The 19,687-nt window shown below is 57.9% G+C and carries 19 protein-coding genes; 6 read left to right on the top strand and 13 right to left on the bottom strand.

Annotated features, from left to right (window positions below):
* Positions 1-187: 187 nt before the first annotated feature.
* Positions 188-1,450: an ATP-binding protein gene (locus RT613_RS12380; RefSeq protein WP_313615732.1), complete on the bottom strand. Its 1,263-nt coding sequence runs from the start codon at positions 1,448-1,450 to the stop codon at positions 188-190.
* On the bottom strand, positions 1,447-2,175 hold the full coding sequence (locus RT613_RS12375; RefSeq protein ID WP_313615730.1) for a response regulator: 729 nt from the start codon (positions 2,173-2,175) through the stop codon (positions 1,447-1,449). Before RT613_RS12375 ends, RT613_RS12380 begins: the two co-directional genes overlap by 4 nt.
* A gap of 201 nt (positions 2,176-2,376) precedes the next feature.
* Here RT613_RS12375 and RT613_RS12370 point away from each other — a divergent pair, with 201 nt between their 5' ends.
* Together RT613_RS12370 and RT613_RS12365 are read left to right on the top strand one after the other, a co-directional pair.
* The gene (locus RT613_RS12370; protein ID WP_313615728.1) at positions 2,377-3,015 is read left to right on the top strand and encodes a hypothetical protein; all 639 of its coding nucleotides are present in this window, start codon (positions 2,377-2,379) and stop codon (positions 3,013-3,015) included.
* Positions 3,016-3,142: 127 nt separating this feature from the next.
* On the top strand, positions 3,143-3,439 hold the full coding sequence (locus RT613_RS12365) for an RcnB family protein (protein ID WP_313615726.1): 297 nt from the start codon (positions 3,143-3,145) through the stop codon (positions 3,437-3,439).
* 67 nt (positions 3,440-3,506) lie between these two features.
* Here RT613_RS12365 and RT613_RS12360 read toward each other — a convergent pair whose 3' ends face one another.
* From RT613_RS12360 to RT613_RS12320, 9 genes are all read right to left on the bottom strand, one after another.
* The gene (locus RT613_RS12360) at positions 3,507-4,268 is read right to left on the bottom strand and encodes an SDR family oxidoreductase (RefSeq protein WP_313615725.1); all 762 of its coding nucleotides are present in this window, start codon (positions 4,266-4,268) and stop codon (positions 3,507-3,509) included.
* Positions 4,269-4,287: 19 nt separating this feature from the next.
* A complete protein-coding gene (locus RT613_RS12355) occupies positions 4,288-5,970 on the bottom strand; it encodes an SMP-30/gluconolactonase/LRE family protein (RefSeq protein ID WP_313615724.1) in 1,683 nt (560 codons plus the stop codon).
* Positions 5,967-6,962, bottom strand: coding sequence for an NAD(P)-dependent oxidoreductase (locus tag RT613_RS12350; RefSeq protein ID WP_313615723.1), 996 nt, complete (start codon positions 6,960-6,962; stop codon positions 5,967-5,969). Before RT613_RS12350 ends, RT613_RS12355 begins: the two co-directional genes overlap by 4 nt.
* A complete protein-coding gene (locus RT613_RS12345) occupies positions 6,959-8,041 on the bottom strand; it encodes a sn-glycerol-3-phosphate ABC transporter ATP-binding protein UgpC (RefSeq protein ID WP_313615722.1) in 1,083 nt (360 codons plus the stop codon). Before RT613_RS12345 ends, RT613_RS12350 begins: the two co-directional genes overlap by 4 nt.
* A 2-nt stretch (positions 8,042-8,043) precedes the next feature.
* Positions 8,044-8,874 carry a carbohydrate ABC transporter permease gene (locus tag RT613_RS12340; RefSeq protein ID WP_313615720.1) on the bottom strand — a complete coding sequence of 277 codons (831 nt, stop codon included), beginning with the start codon at positions 8,872-8,874 and terminating at the stop codon, positions 8,044-8,046.
* A 10-nt stretch (positions 8,875-8,884) separates the two neighbouring features.
* Positions 8,885-9,811: a sugar ABC transporter permease gene (locus tag RT613_RS12335; protein WP_313615719.1), complete on the bottom strand. Its 927-nt coding sequence runs from the start codon at positions 9,809-9,811 to the stop codon at positions 8,885-8,887.
* 74 nt (positions 9,812-9,885) lie between these two features.
* Positions 9,886-11,157: a sugar ABC transporter substrate-binding protein gene (locus RT613_RS12330; RefSeq protein ID WP_313615717.1), complete on the bottom strand. Its 1,272-nt coding sequence runs from the start codon at positions 11,155-11,157 to the stop codon at positions 9,886-9,888.
* Between the two features lie 22 nt (positions 11,158-11,179).
* Positions 11,180-12,346, bottom strand: coding sequence for a mandelate racemase/muconate lactonizing enzyme family protein (locus RT613_RS12325; protein ID WP_313615716.1), 1,167 nt, complete (start codon positions 12,344-12,346; stop codon positions 11,180-11,182).
* Positions 12,343-13,251, bottom strand: coding sequence for a dihydrodipicolinate synthase family protein (locus tag RT613_RS12320; RefSeq protein ID WP_313615715.1), 909 nt, complete (start codon positions 13,249-13,251; stop codon positions 12,343-12,345). The genes RT613_RS12325 and RT613_RS12320 overlap by 4 nt, the downstream gene beginning before the upstream one ends.
* A gap of 117 nt (positions 13,252-13,368) precedes the next feature.
* Between RT613_RS12320 and RT613_RS12315 the strand changes: the two genes are divergently transcribed.
* The gene (locus RT613_RS12315) at positions 13,369-14,280 is read left to right on the top strand and encodes a 2-dehydro-3-deoxygalactonokinase (RefSeq protein WP_313615713.1); all 912 of its coding nucleotides are present in this window, start codon (positions 13,369-13,371) and stop codon (positions 14,278-14,280) included.
* Between the two features lie 26 nt (positions 14,281-14,306).
* Positions 14,307-14,933, top strand: coding sequence for a GDSL-type esterase/lipase family protein (locus RT613_RS12310; protein WP_313615712.1), 627 nt, complete (start codon positions 14,307-14,309; stop codon positions 14,931-14,933).
* A 40-nt stretch (positions 14,934-14,973) separates the two neighbouring features.
* On the opposite strand, the gene RT613_RS12305 is transcribed toward RT613_RS12310, so the two are convergent.
* Complete coding sequence (locus RT613_RS12305) at positions 14,974-15,468, bottom strand: MarR family transcriptional regulator (protein WP_313615711.1); 495 nt, start codon at positions 15,466-15,468, stop codon at positions 14,974-14,976.
* A gap of 107 nt (positions 15,469-15,575) precedes the next feature.
* Here RT613_RS12305 and RT613_RS12300 point away from each other — a divergent pair, with 107 nt between their 5' ends.
* Positions 15,576-16,739 (top strand): MFS transporter, encoded by a 1,164-nt coding sequence (locus RT613_RS12300; RefSeq protein WP_313615709.1) that lies wholly within the window; start codon positions 15,576-15,578, stop codon positions 16,737-16,739.
* A 291-nt stretch (positions 16,740-17,030) separates the two neighbouring features.
* Complete coding sequence (locus tag RT613_RS12295) at positions 17,031-18,368, top strand: DUF882 domain-containing protein (RefSeq protein WP_313615708.1); 1,338 nt, start codon at positions 17,031-17,033, stop codon at positions 18,366-18,368.
* A 92-nt stretch (positions 18,369-18,460) separates the two neighbouring features.
* Here the strand turns inward: RT613_RS12295 and RT613_RS12290 are convergent, their stop codons facing one another.
* Positions 18,461-19,564 carry an NADH:flavin oxidoreductase/NADH oxidase gene (locus tag RT613_RS12290; protein ID WP_313615707.1) on the bottom strand — a complete coding sequence of 368 codons (1,104 nt, stop codon included), beginning with the start codon at positions 19,562-19,564 and terminating at the stop codon, positions 18,461-18,463.
* Positions 19,565-19,687 lie beyond the last annotated feature (123 nt).

The raw sequence follows: 19,687 nt of genomic DNA, 5'->3' as shown, positions 1-19,687 counted from the left end.
TATCAGCGCTTCATGTGCGGTGGTTACTGCATCTCAAGGTCACAGCCTGTCTACAAGATATGTCCATGCTGGTTCACACCAAGCTTTGCTTGTTACATGGGCAGATGCTGAGCAACCGATTTTCAAGACGCAGCCTGCCTGGTGGGGTACAGGCCAAAACTCGGAAGAGGCGGGAGGCCACCACGTTTCAATATTTCGCTGGCAGGATCACGCTCTGCGTCAGGCCTTTCGGCTTTCGGTTGGCAACCGAAACCGTACCACCGGAACGGCCGATGATCTCTTTTGCAATGGCCAGGCCAAGCCCTGCGCCAGGAACTGATTTCCGGCGCGCCAGATCCACTCTGAAAAACGGCTCAAACACACGTTCGATCAACTCCTCGGGTATCCCCGGCCCTTCATCATCGATCGAGATGACCGCGTTTCCATCGTGTTTTGCAAGCTCGATCTGCGCCCCCATGCCATGGGTGACAGCATTCAAGACCAGGTTGCGTAAGGCGCGTTTGAGAGCGAAAGGGGCCGCCTCAACAACTACAGGTGCAGCGGGCGGTACATAGGCTAGTTTTGCCTCATGCCCAAGATCGGCCAATTCCGTGACGATGGTCTGCAGAAAATTTCCGAGATCGATGGATGCCACAGCATCGTCGCTCACCTCTTCGCGCACCAGCAATATCGCGCTATCGGCAATCGCATCCAGTTCCTCAAGATCGGCAAGCCATTTGGCCTGTTCCTCTGCATCTTCCACAAATTCGGCACGCAGTCGCATGCGCGTCATCGGGGTTCGAAGGTCGTGGCCGGCAGCGGCCACAAGCCGCATGCGGCTTTCAACCGATGCCTTGAGGCGGCCGGACAGATCATTCAGCGCGCGTGCCGTTGCCCGTATCTCGCCGGAACCGGTTACCGGAATATGGGGCAGAGAGCCGTCAGGGCGGATGCTTCGCGCTGCACTTTCCAGCAATTCCAAAGGCCTGGTGATTTTCATCGCCGCGAATATCGACACACCGACACTTCCAAGCACGATCAGGGCAATCCACATGCCGAAGGTTTTCCAACCGCCCGGCGGTGGTCCAAGATCGGGTATTTCGGTGACAAGCCATCCGCCGGTCTGCAATGCCACAGAGGCAACAGGTGCTGCCCGGGTCGGGTCGCGTGTTATGATCGCAGTTCTTGGCGCGTTCGATGTGGCAAGGTTTTCCTCCAGAAACCGGGACAACATGACATCCTGATCACCGGCATAGGGCTCTGCCTGACGCGTAAAACCATCGGATGGCAACAGATCAGGATGCTGTTCCGCGAGAATGACCGCAACGGAGAGCTGCCGGGCTGTCGGCTGGATCGTTGATGCCTGCGATGGCGGTTGCAACGTCTGCTGGGCAGCCAGGGTGGCAAGCAAAACGACGGCAACGATGGCGGCAATCAACAGGGCGGCAATACGGCTGCGCAGTGAACTCATCGCGTCACCACTGTGGTCTTGACCGGAACCGTCATCTGATAACCGGCATTGCGCACCGTTTTGAACAGGGGTTCAGAGGCATTATCATCAAGCTTTTTTCGCAGGCGGCTCATCAAGACATCCACGGACCGGTCGAAAGGGCCACGCGTCCGCGACTGTGTGATGTCAAGCAACTGATCGCGTGACAGCAAGCGGCCGGGGCGATCGAGAAACACTTTCAGCAAATCAAATTCGGCACCGGTGAGATCGACCTTCGTGCCACTGGAATGGGTGACACTGCGCAATTCCGGATCAACCGTGAAATCGGAAAACAGATAGGCCGATGAAGAGCTCGCGACAGGCTCAGATATGCCTCCCCGTCTCAACACCGCCTTGATGCGCGCACTGAGTTCTCTCGGATTGAAGGGTTTGCCGAGATAGTCATCCGCACCGATCTCCAGCCCGACAATGCGGTCAACTTCCTCTTTCAGGGCGGTCAGAAGAATGATCGGGATACGTGGCTTTTTCTCCTGAAAACCGCGGCAGATATCAAGCCCGGAACCATCGGGCAACATCACATCAAGAACGATCAGATCCGGAGTTGATCCCGCAAGCAGTCCTTCAAATTCCCGTCGATCCGCTGCCGTGGTCACACGATACCCCTGCGCAACCAGATATTTTGCCAGCAGGGTGCGGATTTCGCGATCATCGTCAACGATGAGGATATGTGTGCCTGAGCTTGTCATTGGTCCAACCTTTTGGCGCAGATATACATCAAGCCTTTTGCACCGATGGAGTTTTTTTGTAACTCAACATTGCTGGGCACCTGCCAGAAACATTCATTTACATTTCTGTTTTTCGCAGCAAGCTTCAGACATATTCGGACCAAATCCCGAAAAAACGATCGGTTAGTTTCTTCCCATTCCGAGTAAGGGAAGGAAAATGAAATGAAACGATCTTTGCTGACATTCACGCTCGTTGCGACGACCATGTTCAGTACTGTCCTCGTATCACCGGCCATGTCGCAGGAGCCGCCGCAGCCATCAATGGCGCGCCCTGAGCAAAACGGACCGGCTTTGCCACCTCCTCATGACGTCGGCCAGCGGCCGGAAAGGCCTGATTTTCATCCGGGCGGACCGGATCGACAATTTGCGGATCTGTTTCTGGCAAGCAAACTTTCCGGTGCCGAAATTTATATAGGAATTACCCCGGAACAGCTCGGTGCATGGCGCACCTATACCACGGCGCTGCTTGATCTGGTTGGCACCAAACCGCCAGAAAAGGATGGCCGGCCACCAGCACCAAAACCAGCGCCGAACTCTGCGCCAGCCGCCATGTCCCCCGCCGCACCACCGGCAGGACCAGGCAAGAAAGGCGACGACCGCCAGACGATTTTTGGCGAAAAATTTGCTGACCGGCTGATCGAAAAGGCCGAGAGCGCAAACGCCCTGAAGGCCGCCGTCGAAGCGTTGAAAACAACGCTTACCCCTGATCAGTTGCAAAAACTTGCCGAGCTTGAAGGGGCATTCATGCCTCCACCTCCTCGCGCCGATCAAGGCCCACGCTCTGAACGGCCGCGCGGATAATCCATTCAGTTCCCCACCTGTGGTCCGCCCCCAAAGCCAATACGGCCCCGGGTGGGAATAGCCGGTAACGGCTAGGCCGGAAGCACACCCGCCGTGTGCTTCCGGCATAAATTTAAGGACGATAAACATGAAAATCAGCGCATACATCGTGATGGCTGCAGCCATCGGCCTGCCAGCACCGCAAGCCGCATTGGCAAAGGACCAGAACCCTGTTGCCAAAACCACTGTCTCTCAGCCCCAAAAGACAACCAGCTGGAAAAAGGGTGGCAAATATAAAGGCAGCGGTAAAAAGATCACCGACTATCGCCAGCAAAACCTGCCAGCACCGGCAACGGGATATCACTGGGTCAAAGACGGAAAGACCTATCTTCTGATCGATTCCGGCAAAGGAACGATTTCGTCGATCAAAGGCACCACGCGTTGATGCCGGCAAGGTCGACCCGCATCAGGCGGGTCTGACCAACCATCGGAATTTCTCGACTTTTTTCCAGTCAGTAGCCACCGGTCAGGAAGATGCTTTCGCCGGTCATGAAACTGCAGGCCTGTGACGACAGGAAAATCGCCGCGCCGACCATTTCCTCCGGCTGGCCTGCACGTCCCATCCAGTTCAGGGTGCGAACATAATTTGCCCAACCCTCGGGGTCTTCATCCTTGCGGTGTGCGTTGCGATCGGTGTCGATCAGGCCGGGCGCAAGCGTATTGAGTAGAACGTTGTCGCGGGCAAAATCCCGTGCCTGGCTCTGGATAAGATTATGCTGCGCCGCCTTGGTGGCAGCATAGGCGGTTACCACGCCTTTGGGTCGAAGCTGGTTGATAGACCCGATCGAGACCACCCGGCCCCATTTACGGGCGGCCATCAGCGGCAGGGCTGTCTGCAGCATATCCACCGTCGAACCGAGATTGACAGCCAGTTGAAAGGCAAAATCATCGGGTTTCAGATCAGACAGGCTAGCGTTGATCTGGGCGCTGGCATTGATGATCAGAATATCGATCGGTGCGATGGCCTCAGCCCGTTCAATCAGATCTCGGCCTGCATCAGGGCCTGAGAGATCGCTTGCCAGTTCCTGGGCTGTACCACCTGCGTCCGTTATGCGCTGCTGAACCGCTGCCGCGCCTCCGGCTTTCGTGCCATGCAGAATGACATGGGCGCCAGCCCCCGCTAAGCCCTCAGCAATGGCTGCACCAATGCCGCGACTGGAGCCTGTGACCAGGGCTGTGCGGCCCTTCAGGCCAAAAACCGTTTCAAGACGCATGTGCTATCCTTCGAACCTGCTAGGCTTCAAACAACGGGATACGCGCACCGGCAACGCCAGGGCGGCAGGAGAACAGGCCACCGGACAGTGGTGCATCTGCCAGCGCCGAAGCTGGCAAACGTGTGCGGGCGCTGGTGATGAACAGTGTCGAGAGGTCCGGACCGCCGAAGGCGATACTGGTTGGCCTTGGCACCGGCAGATCAATGACCTGGTCGAGCTTGCCATTCGGCAGATAGCGGTGCACGCACCAGCCATCCCAGATTGCGCACCAGACACCGCCTTCAGCATCGACCGCAAGCCCGTCCGGTCGACCATCGGCGACCGGGATACGAGCAAATTCGCGTCGTCCCGACAAAGTGCCGGTCACAGGATCGCTGTTATAGGCGTGGATCAATCCCGGCACGGTATCAACGAAATAGAAGGTGCGGGCATCCGGGCTCCAGCCCAAGCCATTCGATACGATAATGCCACCCTCCTTGCGTTCGGAGGCGCCAGAAGCATTGATGCGGTAGAGTGCGCCGGTTGGTTTTGAGGCGTCGATGCGCATGGAGCCGACCCAGACGGCACCGTCTGGTCCACATTTGGCATCGTTGAGGCGGTTATCGGCAATGCCCGCTTCCGGGCTGACGAAAGGCGTCAAACGACCGGAGGCAAAATCCAGCCACTCAATGCCATCCTGCGAGGCAACCAGCAGGCGGCCTTTTGAGACCGGAATGACAGCACTGACCAGCTTGCCGGTCTCAGCGGTGTCATTGCGACCGGTTGCCGGATCGAAACGATGCACGGCGGGATGCAGAATATCGACCAAATAAAGGGCATTTTCCGCTTCGTGCCAGACCGGGCTTTCACCCAGCTGCGCGCCCCATGGCAGAACGCAGCTGAGATCGGCCATGGGTCGACCGACGGCGGTGCGCGGACGCGGACGCGAACTGATGGCGACAGCACCGGCAGCACCGGTAATACGCCGGGCAGCTGCAATCAGCTCACGGCCAGCCGGATGGATGTTCGAGGCATCGAGACGCGAAGATGGGCCAAGCGCCACCAGCACGCCAATCGGTGTGTTGTCGCGCCCCATCACGGGCGCGGCCACGGAATTCACGCTGCGCAGATGTTCTTCATAGGAGATCGAATAACCGCGCGCGCGCGTCAATGTCAGGTCGGCCTGCAGTGCATCAAGTGTGGTGATGGTCTGCGGCGTTTGCGCATCCAGCGTCAAACGTTCGATCAGTGACCGGCCGACTGCGGGATCCTGAAAGGCGAGAAGTGCCTTGCCCGGCGCCGTGCAATGCAGTGGCACCCGGCGGCCCACTTCAACCCGCACGGACAGACCATTGGGTGAACGTTCGACCAGATATTGCGCCATCACACCATCCAGACGACACAGGGCCACCGTTTCGCCAAGCTCGGCCGCCAGCCGCTCCAGTTCCGGTGTTGCGGCCGAGACGAGATCGAAACTCTCCCACACCTTGTGCGACATTTCGAGGAAACGTTGACCCAGCACGTACGTGCCGCGGGCCTCGTCCTGTCGAACCAGCCCATAGGCAATCAGCGTACGCAGGATACGGGCAAAGGTGGGTTTGGGCAGGCCAGAGGCACGCAGCAATTCGGCAAACCGCAATGGTTCTGGCGCATCGGCGACCATGTCCAGCAAGGTCAGCCCTTTGGCGAGCGCGGCTGTGCCACCCGGTGTTTCAGGCTTCATGGCCTCTTCCCCCAAGGCTCGTTCTCCCCGGCGAGACGTTGCCGCCTTGCGGCGATGGCCTCGTCCAGCATTCGCTTCATCGTCCATTCCGCCCTAAACCCCAGCCTGTTCCTGATACACGCATTCGACGTGTGGTAATAAACGCCTGCGCCGGGAAAATCGACTGGTACGATTGGAAGTCCCGTCAGAGCTGCCATTTCGGGGATAAGTTCGGCAAAATCTTCCGGTTCGTCTGATCCGAGGTTGAATATCTGACCCTCCGCATCGGGATGATCGAGCGCCAGGAGAATGCCCGCCACCATGTCGCGGGTTTCGGTGATGTGCATGCGGAATGCTCGGCCGTTTTCATTGCGCGCCAGAACATGTGCGGGTTTGCCGATGTCTCTGGAGCGCAGAAGATCGGCGATAGCGAGGTTTCCAAAGTTTTCCTGCTGGCGGATACGTGGTCTCAGGAAAAAACGCGGGCCGGAGAAGAAACTGTCTTCATCCAGCAATTCGCTGGCGTCCTGCGTGTGTGAAAACCGCAAGATGACTGTTTCCATCGTGCCGGTCCGCTGGTGAAACTGCACCAGCTCTTCGCCAAGCAGCTTGGTCAGGCCGTAAGGAGAGTTTGGACGCAGCGGATGATCCTCGGTAACCGGCAAAAACTCCGGCCGATTTTCAGGATAGACCTCGCCCGAAGAGGCAAAGACAAAACGGCGGACACCAGCGGACGCCGCCGCTTCCAGCAATCGCCTTGTGCCCTCGACATTGGCTGCAAACATGCGGTCGCGCTCTGCCGGTGCCCAGGACATGAAGGCGCCGAGATGCAGGATGTCTGTCACACCTTCAACTGCCTGCGCCAGACTGGCAGCATCTTCCAGCGAACCGACGATATCGCCATTTGCCCCTGACGGCCTGACGTCAAAACCGCGGACTGGCCGACCTTTTGCCCTTAAAGCTGTGCTGACAGCGCGGCCAACCCGGCCTGCTGAGCCGGTGACCAGGATCATAGACGTTCACCGGTCTTGGCGTCGAACAGATAAAGCTGGGCAGGATCAAAGCCGAGCCTGATTTCCTGGTCCCGTGGTAGATTTCCGGTGTGGGAAACGCGGGCAATCAGGCCTTTCGATTTTCCCTCTTCGCCGTCGGCAATGCGTGCGCCTTCAACATTGAAATAAACGTATTTTTCCGATCCGAGACTTTCAACCAGCGTCGGGCGAACAGTAAAAGTCACCGGCGCATCACCAAGCACAAGGTGTTCCGGGCGCAACCCGACCACGACGGCGCCCTGATGGCTGGTGGCGCGTGGCAAGGCCACCTGCTGGCCAAACACCGTTACCTTGCCATCGCGCAATTCCGCATTGAGAAAGTTCATGCCCGGCGAACCGATGAAGCCAGCCACAAACAGATTGGCTGGGTTGTTGAACAGCTCGTCGGGGGCTGCGATCTGCTGAATGATACCGCCTTGCATGATGACGACACGATCAGCCATGGTCATGGCCTCAACCTGATCATGGGTCACGTAAACGGTGGTCACGCCGATGCGTTTGTGCAGCGCGCCGATTTCAGCCCGCATGTTGACGCGCAGCTTGGCATCGAGGTTGGAGAGCGGCTCGTCCATCAAAAACGCCTGCGGCTGACGCACGATCGCACGGCCGAGCGCAACACGCTGGCGCTGACCACCGGACAGTTCCTTTGGCTTGCGATCGAGATAAGGCGTCACCTCAAGAATACGCGCTGCATCATCAACGCGTCGGTCGATTTCTGTTTTATCCGTGCCGCGCATTTTCAGACCGAAGCCGATGTTTTGGCGCACGGTCAGATGCGGATAGAGCGCGTAGTTCTGGAACACCATGGCGATGTCGCGATCACCGGGCGCAAGATCCGTCACCTCCCGTTCACCAATGAAGATCTCGCCTTCGCTGGCAGGTTCAAGGCCGGCCAGGATTTTCAGCATTGTCGATTTGCCGCAGCCGGATGGTCCGACCAGCACCACGAATTCACCGTCTTCGATCTCCAGCGAGAAGGGCCGCAAGACATTGAGCGCACCATAGGACTTGCTGACATTGCGAATGGAAATATTGGCCATGCTTATTTCTCCGCGCCAGCGGTAAGACCGCCGACCAAATAACGTTCAAGGAACAGGTAGATTGCGATGATTGGCAGCGCGATGAACACCGATGCGGCAGAGATGTCGTTCCAGTAGGTGACATATTCGCCCTGCATCGTGGTGATGCCGAGATTGGCCGTCCAATTGTCGGGTGAGTTGACGAGGAAGGTGCGGGCATAGGCGTAATCCGCCCAGCTCAGCACGAAGGCATAAAGCGCGGTTGCGGCAAGGCCCGGTGTTGCGATGGGCAGAACCACCCGGATCATCGCGCCAAGTGGCGAACAGCCATCCACCATCGCAGCCTGTTCAAGCTCCTTCGGAATGGTGTCGAAATAACCCTTCAGCATCCAGGTGGCGAAAGGAATGATCATCGTTGAGTGCGCCAGCACAAGCGTCCACAGGCTGCCGATCAGCCCAAAGCTCGAAAAGATCGAAAACAGCGGAATGACCAGGAGTGTCGCCGGCAACATCTTGGCGGTCAGGACAAACAGCCCCATCGTCGCACCGCCCCGCATCGAGTAGCGCGACAATGCGTAACCGGCGCTGACGGAAACCAGCATCGATAGCGCCACCGAACCGACGGCAGCAAGCATCGAGTTCCACAGCCACAGCAGAATGGGTTTTGCGGCCCATACGCGGGCAAAAATGTCCCACTGCGGATCGTTTGGCCAGAAAGTTGGCGGCAGGCGGTAAAGTTCATCGGTGGTCGACAGCGCCGTGACCAGCAACCAGTAAACCGGAAACAGGATCATGATCAGCGTGAACGCGACCGTGGCGTAAAGCGCGAGACTCTGTGCGAATGTACGTCTCATCAAAGCCTCCTCAATAAATGGATTTCGAACGCCGGCCCAACATCAGCAGGCTGGCAATGATGCAGATGACCAGGGTCAGCACGCCGACGGCAGCGGCGCGGCCGAAGTTGTGGTATTGGAATGCCTGGTCGTAGGTCATGATCGACAGGGTCTGGGTGGAGCGCAGCGGCCCCCCACCGGTCAGCACCTTGATGATCGAGAAATCACGGAACACCCACAGCAGGGTCAGCACCAAAGTGACACCGAGAACCGGCATCAGAAGCGGCATGGTGATCCAGCGGAAACGCTGCCAGACACCGGCACCATCGACCTTGGCTGCGGCATAATAATCCGCCGGAATCGACTGCAGACCGGCAAGGCACATGATCGATACGAAGGGAAACCCCTTCCAGACCATGGTAATGGCCACTGCCCAGAAAGCGGCCGTTGAACTGCTGACCCACGGGATCATCTGATCGGTGAAACCGAGCTGTATCGCCAGCCAGCCGAACAGGCCAAAAGAGGTGTCAAACATCCAGGCAAAGATCACCACAGCGATGATTTCCGGCACCGCCCAGGGCAGTGCCATGCCAAGGCGTGCGGCGGTGCGGCCCTTGAAGCGATTGTTGACCAGAAGTGCGGAGCTGAGACCGACGGCGACACTACCGGCTGTCACCACGATGACCAGTTTCAGTGTCACCCAGCAGGCCAGCCAGAATTCCGGCGAGGAAAACAGCCACATGTAATTGCTGAGTGAAAACGGACGGCTGGCGCCACCCAGTCTTGGAATCTTGACTTGCTGGAACGACAGGTCAATCGCCAGGACAAGCGGCCAGACGATAATGGCGGCAACCATCAACACCGCCGGGGCGATCAATATGTAGCCGAGAAGATGTTGCCGGCTGGGGCGCGCAAGGTCAAAGAACTTGCGACGCTCCGGCTGAACGGTGTCGGTCATGGATGTTTCTCCTGCCGGATGCTTTGTGATCTGTGCATGGCCCACGATGTCGGCGGGCCATGTCTTGCAAAGGGTCAGCCCTTGATGCTTTCCGCCTTGGCCTGCATGGTTTTTGCCACCTCCGCAGGGTCGAGGTCCTGAATGATCATGCGCTGGCTTTCTTCCATCACCATCTTGCTGAACTCGTTGTAATAGAGCTCAAGCCCGATCGGTACGCGGTCGATGCCCTTCTCCGATGCAGCCTTCATGGTTTCCAGCAGGATCGGGAAATGCGGAATGGTCTTTTCGACGCCGGACACATCAGCTTTCGGGCTAGGCGGCGTGTTGCCGCCCATCGTCGCATAGCTGCGCTGGAATTCCGGGGTCATCGTCAGCTTGATGAAGTCCCAGACCAGCTGTTTCTGGTCGTCAGGGATGTCTGACGGCATGGCCAGCACGTTGGACGAACCACCAAGCGGCGGTGTCAGCGGTGGTGCGGCATAAACGATGTCGCTCTTGGCCGACCCCTTTTGGGTAGTGCCATAAAGCCATGGACCATCCAGGCGCATGGCCATTTTGCCATCGGCAAAAAGCTTGCGCACATCGCTGGCGCTCATGTCGACCGGGCTGATGCCGCTTTTCATCACGGTTTTCCAGCGCGTCAGGCCCTCGACCATCTCAGGCGTATCAATGGTTATATTGCCGTCCTTGTCGGTCCAGTAGGCACCGGCATCGATGATGTAGTTCAGCATCTCGGTGAGATATTGGCCGGGACCACCCTTGGTTTCATGGCCGGTGCCGAACTGGTCGATGATACCATCGCCATTGAGGTCCTTGGTGGTTGCCTTGGCGGCAGCAAAAAACTCGTCATAGGTCTTTGGCACCGCAATGCCGGCTTCATCGAGGATCTTCTTGTTATAGGCCATCACGAAACCGAAATAGTTGGTCATGATGCAGACGGTTTCACCGTTCCATTCGCAGGTTTTCTGACCGGCCCAGCCGGTCATGTCGATACCGTCTTTTTCGAGCCAGGGACCGAGCGGCTCCAGCCAGCCACTATCGGCAAACATCTGGAATTCGAAGGATGCGAGATGCACGATCTGCGGCGGCTGGTTGGCGGCAAACAGCGTCGTCATCGTATCGGCGTAGGAACTGCGCTCGGCCTTGGTGAATTCGATCTTCACGCCGGGATGCTGTTTTTCAAACTCTGCGATGGCCGAGTGCCACCACTCACCGGTGCCGGCATCGTCAGTCTGCCAGGAAATGAACTTCAACACCGTGTCAGCCATGGCAGGCGCAAGGCTGCCAATGGTTACCAGAGCTGTCGTTGCGGCGCCAAGCGCCAATCTTTTCATTTTGCTGTTCATGGCTTCCTCCCAAAGAACCAATTCAGATACGTTCAAGCATACTGATTGCCGCCTCCGACGGCTTTACCCCGAGCCCTGAGCCCGACGGCAGGTAATAACGACCTTCGCGGCAATCCATGTCACCTGAAAGAAGGCGACGGTTCGGCTCGAAAATCGAATGCTGGAATTCGTGGCCTTTAAGCGTCTTTAATGTTGAAGACGCCTGCAGACTTGCGGCCAAAAAGATACCGGCGCCGACGGTGGCATGCGGTATCACATCAATGCCATGTTCGGTGGCAAGGGCGCCGATACGAACAAAATTGGTGATGCCCTTGTGGCCCATTTCCGGCTGTACGATGGCGATACGGCACCGCTCGATGCGGGCGCGCATGTCCCAATGGGTGCGCCACTCCTCTCCGACCGCAATCGGGATGTCGGTGCCTTTGGACACTTTCTCCAGCCCGGCAATGTCTTCGGTCCAGACAGGTGCCTCGGCAAACCATGGATCGAACGGCGCCATGTCTGTGATCAGCTCCAGCGCCCGTTCCGGCGTCTGGTTCCAATGCATGTCGGCTGCGATTTTTGCCTGCGGTCCCAAAACCTTGCGCAGGTTTTCCATTTCTGCGGCCGGGCCATCATCGGCGACTGGCGTTGCAAACTTGAAGGCGTCAAAACCGCGATCCTGCCAGTATTTTGCCAGCTCACCGCGTGCCTGCAGTGTCTTTTCCGGCAGGCCCGAGACATAGGCTGGAAAGTCTTCCACGCCACCGCCCAGCAAGTCACGCACGGATTTACCCGCTTCCTGACCAGCAATATCCCAAAGCGCAATATCAAGGGCTGCCAGCGCATCGACATAAAAACCACCGGTGTAACCACGCACCCGCATCATGTCATAAAGATCGTCATAGATCGCTGATGGGTCCGAGGCGTCACGACCGATGACAAAACCGGCCAGCAGGTCATTGATCAGCGCGGCCACAGCACCCGGTGCGACGATGCCATAGGTCTCGCCCCAGCCAACCACCCCATTTTGGGTGGTCATGCGCACAAGCACGCTGCGGTCGAAGGTGGGATAGACCGTGCGGTTTCCCTTGCGTACGATGTAGCCGTTGGGATTGACGACCTCACCTTCCCGCAAAGCGCCGAGATAGGGCACTTTGCGCGGCTGTGTCAGGGTAAAAACCTCGATGGATGCGACCGGGCTGTTCATGCGGCCTCCGCGGAGAGAAGACCGAGTTCAACAAGATTGGCGTCGATATCGGCAATCGCCGCGGCATCGAGATCAGGGGTCGGGGCACGCACGCCGACGCCGTCGATGACGCCGCGACGGACCAGCACATGCTTGGTCAATCGCATGCGATAAACCGCCTGCAAAACCAAAAGCGGCAGAGTGCGGACGTAGATCGCCCGCGCCTCGTTGTACTTGCCGGCAACCAGCGCCCGATCAATCGCCACATGTTCACCGGCAATCTCGAGGGCTGGCATGGCAGCCGTCGCGCCGCGGGCATATTCATCCAGGATGTAACGCGCGCCACCGCCGCCGATCACACCTTTCAGGCTGGCAGGAGCGTTCGCGATGATGTGGCTGATGGCCGGGCCGGCCGGCAGTGTCTCTTCCTTGACATATGCGACACGCGGCAAGGCACGAATAATCTCAACAATCGCCTGGGGTGACAGGTCCGAACCGCGTGGTGCGGGTGCATTTTGCAGGATGATTTCGATCTCTGGCAGCGCATCCAACACATGGCCGAGAAATTCGATCAATGCGGGCGCGTCGGTGCCAACCGATTTCGGTGGTTGCACCATCAGATGGCGGATACCGTGACTGACGGCCACCCGCCCGTGCTCCACCACTTCGCGCCAATCGGCAGCGCTGGCGCCTGCCACCACAGGGACCCGCCCTGCCGCCTCCTGAACAACCACGGCCAGAAGCTCAGCACGTTCGTCGGCGCTGAGGTTTTCTACCTCGCTGGCAAAGCCGGGAAAAACCACGCCGTCTACGCCCTGTTCGAGTGCAAACCGCACCAGTCGTGACATGCCTGCCTTATCGACCTCGCCGCTCTTCAAAAACGGTGTCGGCAGAACGGGTAGTATGCCCTTCAGACCAGTTGCCATTTCCTCACCTCCCAATGAAGTCTCACATATTGATACTTTGAATTCACTAATTGACACTACATGCGCAAAACTCTTATGACAAGCCCTCAGATGAAAATGAGCGAGGAGGCTCACGACATGGCAGGACAAACCGCATCGATCATCGTCGATTGGGGAACCACATCACTGAGAGCTGCGCTGGTGGACGCCAACGGTGCAGAACTGGACCAGCTGGAAACGGCACAGGGCATCTCGTCCCTCCAGAAGGGCGAACATGAGGCTGCCTTGATGGGCACCTTGGCCCCATGGTTCGCAGCCCATGGGGCGATCCCGGTCGCAGCGCTCGGCATGATCACGAGCCGCAACGGCTGGGTAGAAATCCCTTACGTGCCCTGCCCGGTAGGGCCTGCCGACCTTGCCGCCGGCAGCGAAAGACGGAAACTGCCGAATGGGTCAGACCTGGTTTTCCTGCCCGGTTTGACTGACCCGGCCCGCCGTCCCTTCCCTGACGTGATGCGCGGTGAAGAAACGCAGGTCGTCGGCCACGGGCTTGGCAATGACGCGACCATCATCATTCCAGGCACCCACAGCAAATGGGCAAGCGTCAAGGCAGGCCAGATTGCCGGTTTTCAAACCTTTGTGACCGGTGAAATCTTCGCGTTGTTGATCAACCATTCCTTCATTGCCCGCGGCGCAACTCAGCCGCCCATTGATGATCCGGCAGCGTTTGACCAGGGGCTTGACGAGGCGAAAAACTCGCGTGCCATGCTGTCGCTGCTGTTTTCCTCGCGAACGGGGGGGCTGGCCGGCAAGCTGTCACCCGATCAGTTGCGATCCTACGTTCATGGCATGGTCATTGGTCAGGAATTCCGGCAGGCCTGCGATGCGGGCTGGTATTCGCCGGGCGACAAGGCAACCATTGTTGGCAATGACGGATTGAACGACCTCTATCTGGCCGCAGCCAGAAAATTCGATCTGGAAATTGACCTCGGTGCAGATGACGTTCTTGTTCGCGGGGCGTTGAATATTCTCAAACATTCACTTTCGTAAACCTGCAATAGTCCGGGAGAAACCCAATGTATGACTTTCCGCCCAGTATCGGCACAGGCCGTCACGAAAACGATATCATCACAACGCTGGCTCGGCTGGAGCGCGTCGGCCTGCCTGATGATCCGATTGCCTTTTACGGTTCGTCCTCGTTCCGCATCTGGAGCTCGATCACCGAAGACCTCGGCTCGCTCGATGTCGTCAATCTGGGGTTCGGCGGAGGGACCTATCTCTCCGGCATCCACTACATGGACCAGCTTCTGACGCCTCTGAAGCCACGGCGGATCGCCCTGTATTTTGGTGAAAATGACATTGCCAGCGATGGGCTGACGGCCCAGACAACGCTTGGCCATTTGAAGACGTTGCGGGACGCCATCTCCAGCAAGCTGCCGCAGGCAGAGGTTTTTATCTTTGCCATCAAACACAGTCCGGCCCGCTGGATTTATCGCGATGAATTTGACCTGTTCAACCAGCTGGCCCGTGAGTGGTGCGAAACGGATGGCAATGCCAGCTGGCTCGATCCAAGCGCCGGCCTGATTGGCGAAAACAGGTTGCCGATGTTTCGCTACTACCTTCCCGATCTCGTGCACATGAATGCTGGCGGTTACGCCGTTTGGTCAACGTCTCTCAGAACGACGCCTGGATTGTTGGCCTAAGGCAAGCCTGGCCAGCAAACCAGCTGAAGTGAGCGTCAACTCACGCTTTGGCCTGCTGCGCTGCAAGCAGCTTTTCAAGCAGTGCTGACAGTGCCGCCTGCTCTTCCTTGCCCAGCCCTTCAAGGATAGCGTGCTGGTTGGCGACATGGGCAACCACCGCCTTTTCGATGACATCAAGTCCTTCTGATGTCAGCGCAACGAGAGTACCTCGTTTGTCGGCGGGGTTGGGCCGGCGTTCGACAAGACCGGCCTTTTCCAACCGGTCGAGCCGGTTGGTCATGCTGCCGGAGGAGATCATCGCCGCTTCATAAAGATCTGTCGGTGTCAGCGCATACGGCGCGCCACCGCGTCTCAGCGTGGCCAGCACATCAAACTCGCCCGGCTGCAATCCAAAACTTGCAAAGACCGGGTTCAACCGATCACGCGCAACAACCAGTGCAACCTCGGCCAGTCGACCCAGCAGAACCATTGGCCCGGTCTCCAACATCGGCATTTCCTTGGCCCATTGGCCAGCGGCAAACATCGCTCTATCCATCACCCACCTATCTTGACGTCAAAACAATATATCTCTACGTAAAGATAAATTGTCTTTATATAGAGATACATTCTGCCGTCTCTCCCCGCAATAGCATTGGAAATAAAATGACCGAACGCATCCATCGCCATCTGTTTACGGCGAGCGTTATCCTGGTAGGTCTCAATCTGCGCCCGATACTCGCATCCATTGGCCCGCTGCTGGACAGCATTCAACGTGACACCGGCTTGAATGACAGTGCAGCCAGCCTGTTGACGACACTGCCTGTCATCATGATGGGTGTATGTCTTCTGGCCACCACGCCCCTTCGAAAAACCATTGGTGACAGGCAAGGAATTTTGCTTGGCATCGCGCTGATTTTTCTCGCATGCCTTGCCCGGATCTGGTGGCCGGGTGGAGCACCGTTGCTGCTCACAGCCGCAATTGGTGGAATTGGCATCGCGATCGTGCAGGCGCTTATGCCTCTTGCTATCCGCAGAAATGCCGGAGGCGCCGCCGCCAGTGTCATGGGGTTTTATTCAACCGCGATCATGGGCGGTGCGCTGATCGCCAGCATGGCCTCTCCCTGGCTCTCTGAGAAATGGCACTGGCCGTCGACGCTCGGTTTTTGGGCATTGCCTGCCATATTGGGCATTATCGCCTGGCTCATCGGCGGTGACCGCTCTGAACCGGAGCGGATTGTCGCACAGCCGGGCATCTACAGGCACCGTCGTGCCTGGGCATTGCTGATATTTTTTGGACTGGGTACCGGCGCCTACACATTGGTTCTTGCCTGGTTACCACCGTTCTTCACCCAGCTTGGATGGTCGGCTCAGGCGGCTGGAAACATTCTTGGTGCCCTGACCGCCGCAGAGGTCGTTGCCGGCATTGGTGTTTCCTTTCTGGTCAGCCATTCCAGAGACCGCAGGCCCGCCTTGTTTGCCGCATTGGCCCTGCTGTTGGCGGGCATGGTGATGTTGGCCCTGTCGCCACTGACACTGGCGTGGCCGGCAGCACTTGCGGCCGGACTTGGCATTGGCGCATTGTTTCCGCTGTCGCTGATCGTCGCACTGGATCATGGTGAAGGCAGCCAGGTGGCAGGTGTCATCCTTGGTTTTGTGCAAGGTGGCGGTTACATCCTTGCGGCGTCATTGCCATTTGCAGCTGGCGTTCTCCGGCAAAATCTTGCCGATCTGACGCCCGCCTGGTGGCTGATGGCGGCGCTGTGTCTGGTGCTTGGCGCATTGGCGCTTCGTTTCCGCCCCAGTGACCGTATTTCCACACAGTTCTGAACACGGCCTCGACCAGCGCAAGAGCTGGGCGAAGTCAGGCGGCTTGATGTTGATTTAAGCCGCCAATCGCTTTTCTGATCCTGTCTAGACCCCGCCACGATTGCCGAGGCAGATTGCCACCCACAATTCACCTCATAACAGTGTTGTGATGGGGCGCTAACGACAACTGTCTCAGCGTAAATCACCCGTTAACACCTTGTTGACCATAATCACTCGCAGTGTTCGAGGGTATGGCCGTGCTGATTGTCGCCCGTCCCCCTTTTGAGTTTGTGAGCCAAGCGAGTGTTCAAGTTGTCGATTATTCCGTCTGCCGACATGAAGTCGGGTGGCCCTTCCGGCCTTTTCAGCCGTTTCGCAACAGCGATCCGGGTCGCAACAATCGCTGCGGCCACGCTGCTTGGACTTGTGTCCCTCGCTGAGGCGCAGGACCGTTCGCTCAAGCTCTATTTTGTCCATACCGGAGAAAAGGCGACAATTACCTACAAAAGGAATGGTCGATTCGACCAGGCCGGTCTGCAAAAGGTCAATCGTATTCTGCGCGACTTTCGACGCAACGAGAGCGGACGCATGGACCCTCGGCTCCTCGATATCGTCTGGGAGATTTACGACCGTTCCAACGCCCAAGGCTATATCCACGTTGTCTCAGGTTATCGTTCTCCTGCCACCAACGCCATGTTGCGTGGTCGGTCGAGAAATACCGGCGTCGGTGAAAAAAGCCTGCACATGCAGGGCAAGGCCATGGATTTCTACATTCCCGGCGTAAAACTATCGACGCTGCGCGCACTCGCCATGCAGATGCAGGCGGGCGGCGTGGGATATTACCCGACATCGGGCTCACCATTTGTGCATGTCGATGTGGGCGGCGTACGCGCCTGGCCGCGCATGTCGCGGCAGGAACTGGTCAAGCTGTTCCCGGATGGCAAAACACTGCATCTGCCGCCGGATGGCAAACGGTTTGCCGGCTATAATGTTGCGCTGGCTGACTACAGACGTCGCGTCACCGGCCAGTCAATTCAGGTCGCGTCAGCAACCAGAGCAGCCAGCACGGCGTCGCAGGCAAAAGAAACAAGTGCGCCACCGCGCACGCCTTCGCGGGAAAACCAGAGCCCTCTGGTCACAGCCATGTTGCCAGTGCCCACCAGTCGCCCGCGCTCTGCCTTCGACATAGTCGACCAGACCGACCAGCCAGATGTCAACGTGGCGGCTGCCACCATCCCGATGCCCACGCTGCGACCGCAGACGGAAACGGCAGATGCTGCCGCAACCGCGGATCCGATCGTGACCGCATCATTGGGCACAATTCCTGCCGTCCGCCCCTCGTCAGCCCCGACCGACCCGGCAACGGCTGCCACTGCCGTGACATTACCGCCAGGCACAGGATTTAATCCTGTCACGCCTGATTTCGATACAGCCTTCAAGGAACCGAAATCATCCATTGCCTCACTGCGTTTCGAACCCGTCGATATCGATGAGGAAGAAGAGCTTGATAGCCAGGACATATTGATCGGCTGGGCAATTTCACCGCGGAACAGTCAGGTTGCGATGTTTGCACCCGAGCTGACCAGACGTGTTCTGATGGATCACACAAGCGATGCCAATGGCCGCGGCGATGCACTTTCCGACATATGATTGCGGTTGGAACACACCAAGCGCTCCCCGTTGAACCATAAGAAATAAAGGCTCCGGTCTGTCAAAAACCGAAGCCTCTTTTTAGGTTAAAACTACATCTTGAACAGCGATTTCAATGTGGACGGTTGGCTGCGGTGATATTGAGGTGCAGCGGACACCTCGCCGCCAAGGGCGGCGGCAGCATGCCATGGCCAGCGCGGATCATACAGGATCGTACGGGCAAGCCCGACAAGATCGGCATCACCCGTTGCGATAATCGCTTCCGCTTGAGCAGGCTCGGTGATCAATCCAACCGCGACAACCGGCATCTTGACGGTAGCCTTGACTGCACGGGCGAAAGGCACCTGATAGCTTGGCGAAACCGGGATGGCCTGATCAGCGTGCAGACCACCCGATGATACGTTGATCGCATCGCAGCCGCGAAGCTCCAAAGCCTTGGCAAATTCGATTGTCTGGTCGATATCCCAGCCGTTTTCATACCAGTCTGTGGCGGACACACGAACCGTGACGACCTTGTCAGCGGGGAATGCGGCTCTAACCGCGTCAAAAACTTCGAGCGGAAAACGCATCCGGTTTTCGAGGCTGCCGCCATATTCGTCCGTCCGCTGGTTCGACAGCGGCGATAAAAATGAATGCAGGAGATAACCATGTGCCGCATGGATTTGCACGGCATCGATGCCGATACGGCCAGCGCGCACGGCAGCCTCCGCAAACGCATCGCGGATAGCATTCATACGCTCACGCGTCAGCTCCGTCGGCACGGTATCGGTGGATTTGAAAGGAACGGCAGACGGTGCTTCCGTTTGCCAACCATGTTTGTGATCAGCGGCAATCTGCGTACCACCCAGCCACGGCAAATCCGAAGAGGCTTTCCGGCCGGCATGGGCAAGCTGAATGGCAATGGGCATATCAGACCACTTGCGGATGCTATCCAAAGTCCGCTGCATCGCCTGTTCAGTCGCATCGTCATACAGGCCGACATCGCCATAAGTGATGCGTCCCTCCGGAACGACAGCCGTCGCCTCGATCGTCAGCAATCCGGCACCGGACAAAGCAAGTTGCCCAAGGTGGATGAGGTGCCAGTCCGTCATGCAACCGTCAACGGCGGAATAGGTACACATCGGCGCGATGGTGATACGGTTTTCAAGTTCGAGATTGCGAATCTTGAACGGCGTAAATAGCTGCGGCTTTGGCATCTGGCGTACTCTTATCGTAACGGGTTTGGCACTCTCCCAGCATCCCCCAAAAAGGACTGATCGGATGGTGCACGGTTTTGACCACGGCAATCACTCTTAAAAAGACCAATTGGTATGGACAGC

The sequence above is a fragment of the Agrobacterium sp. genome (assembly GCF_032092815.1).
In the GTDB taxonomy this organism is placed as follows: domain Bacteria; phylum Pseudomonadota; class Alphaproteobacteria; order Rhizobiales; family Rhizobiaceae; genus Agrobacterium.
This window is presented reverse-complemented; position numbering and strand designations above follow the sequence as displayed.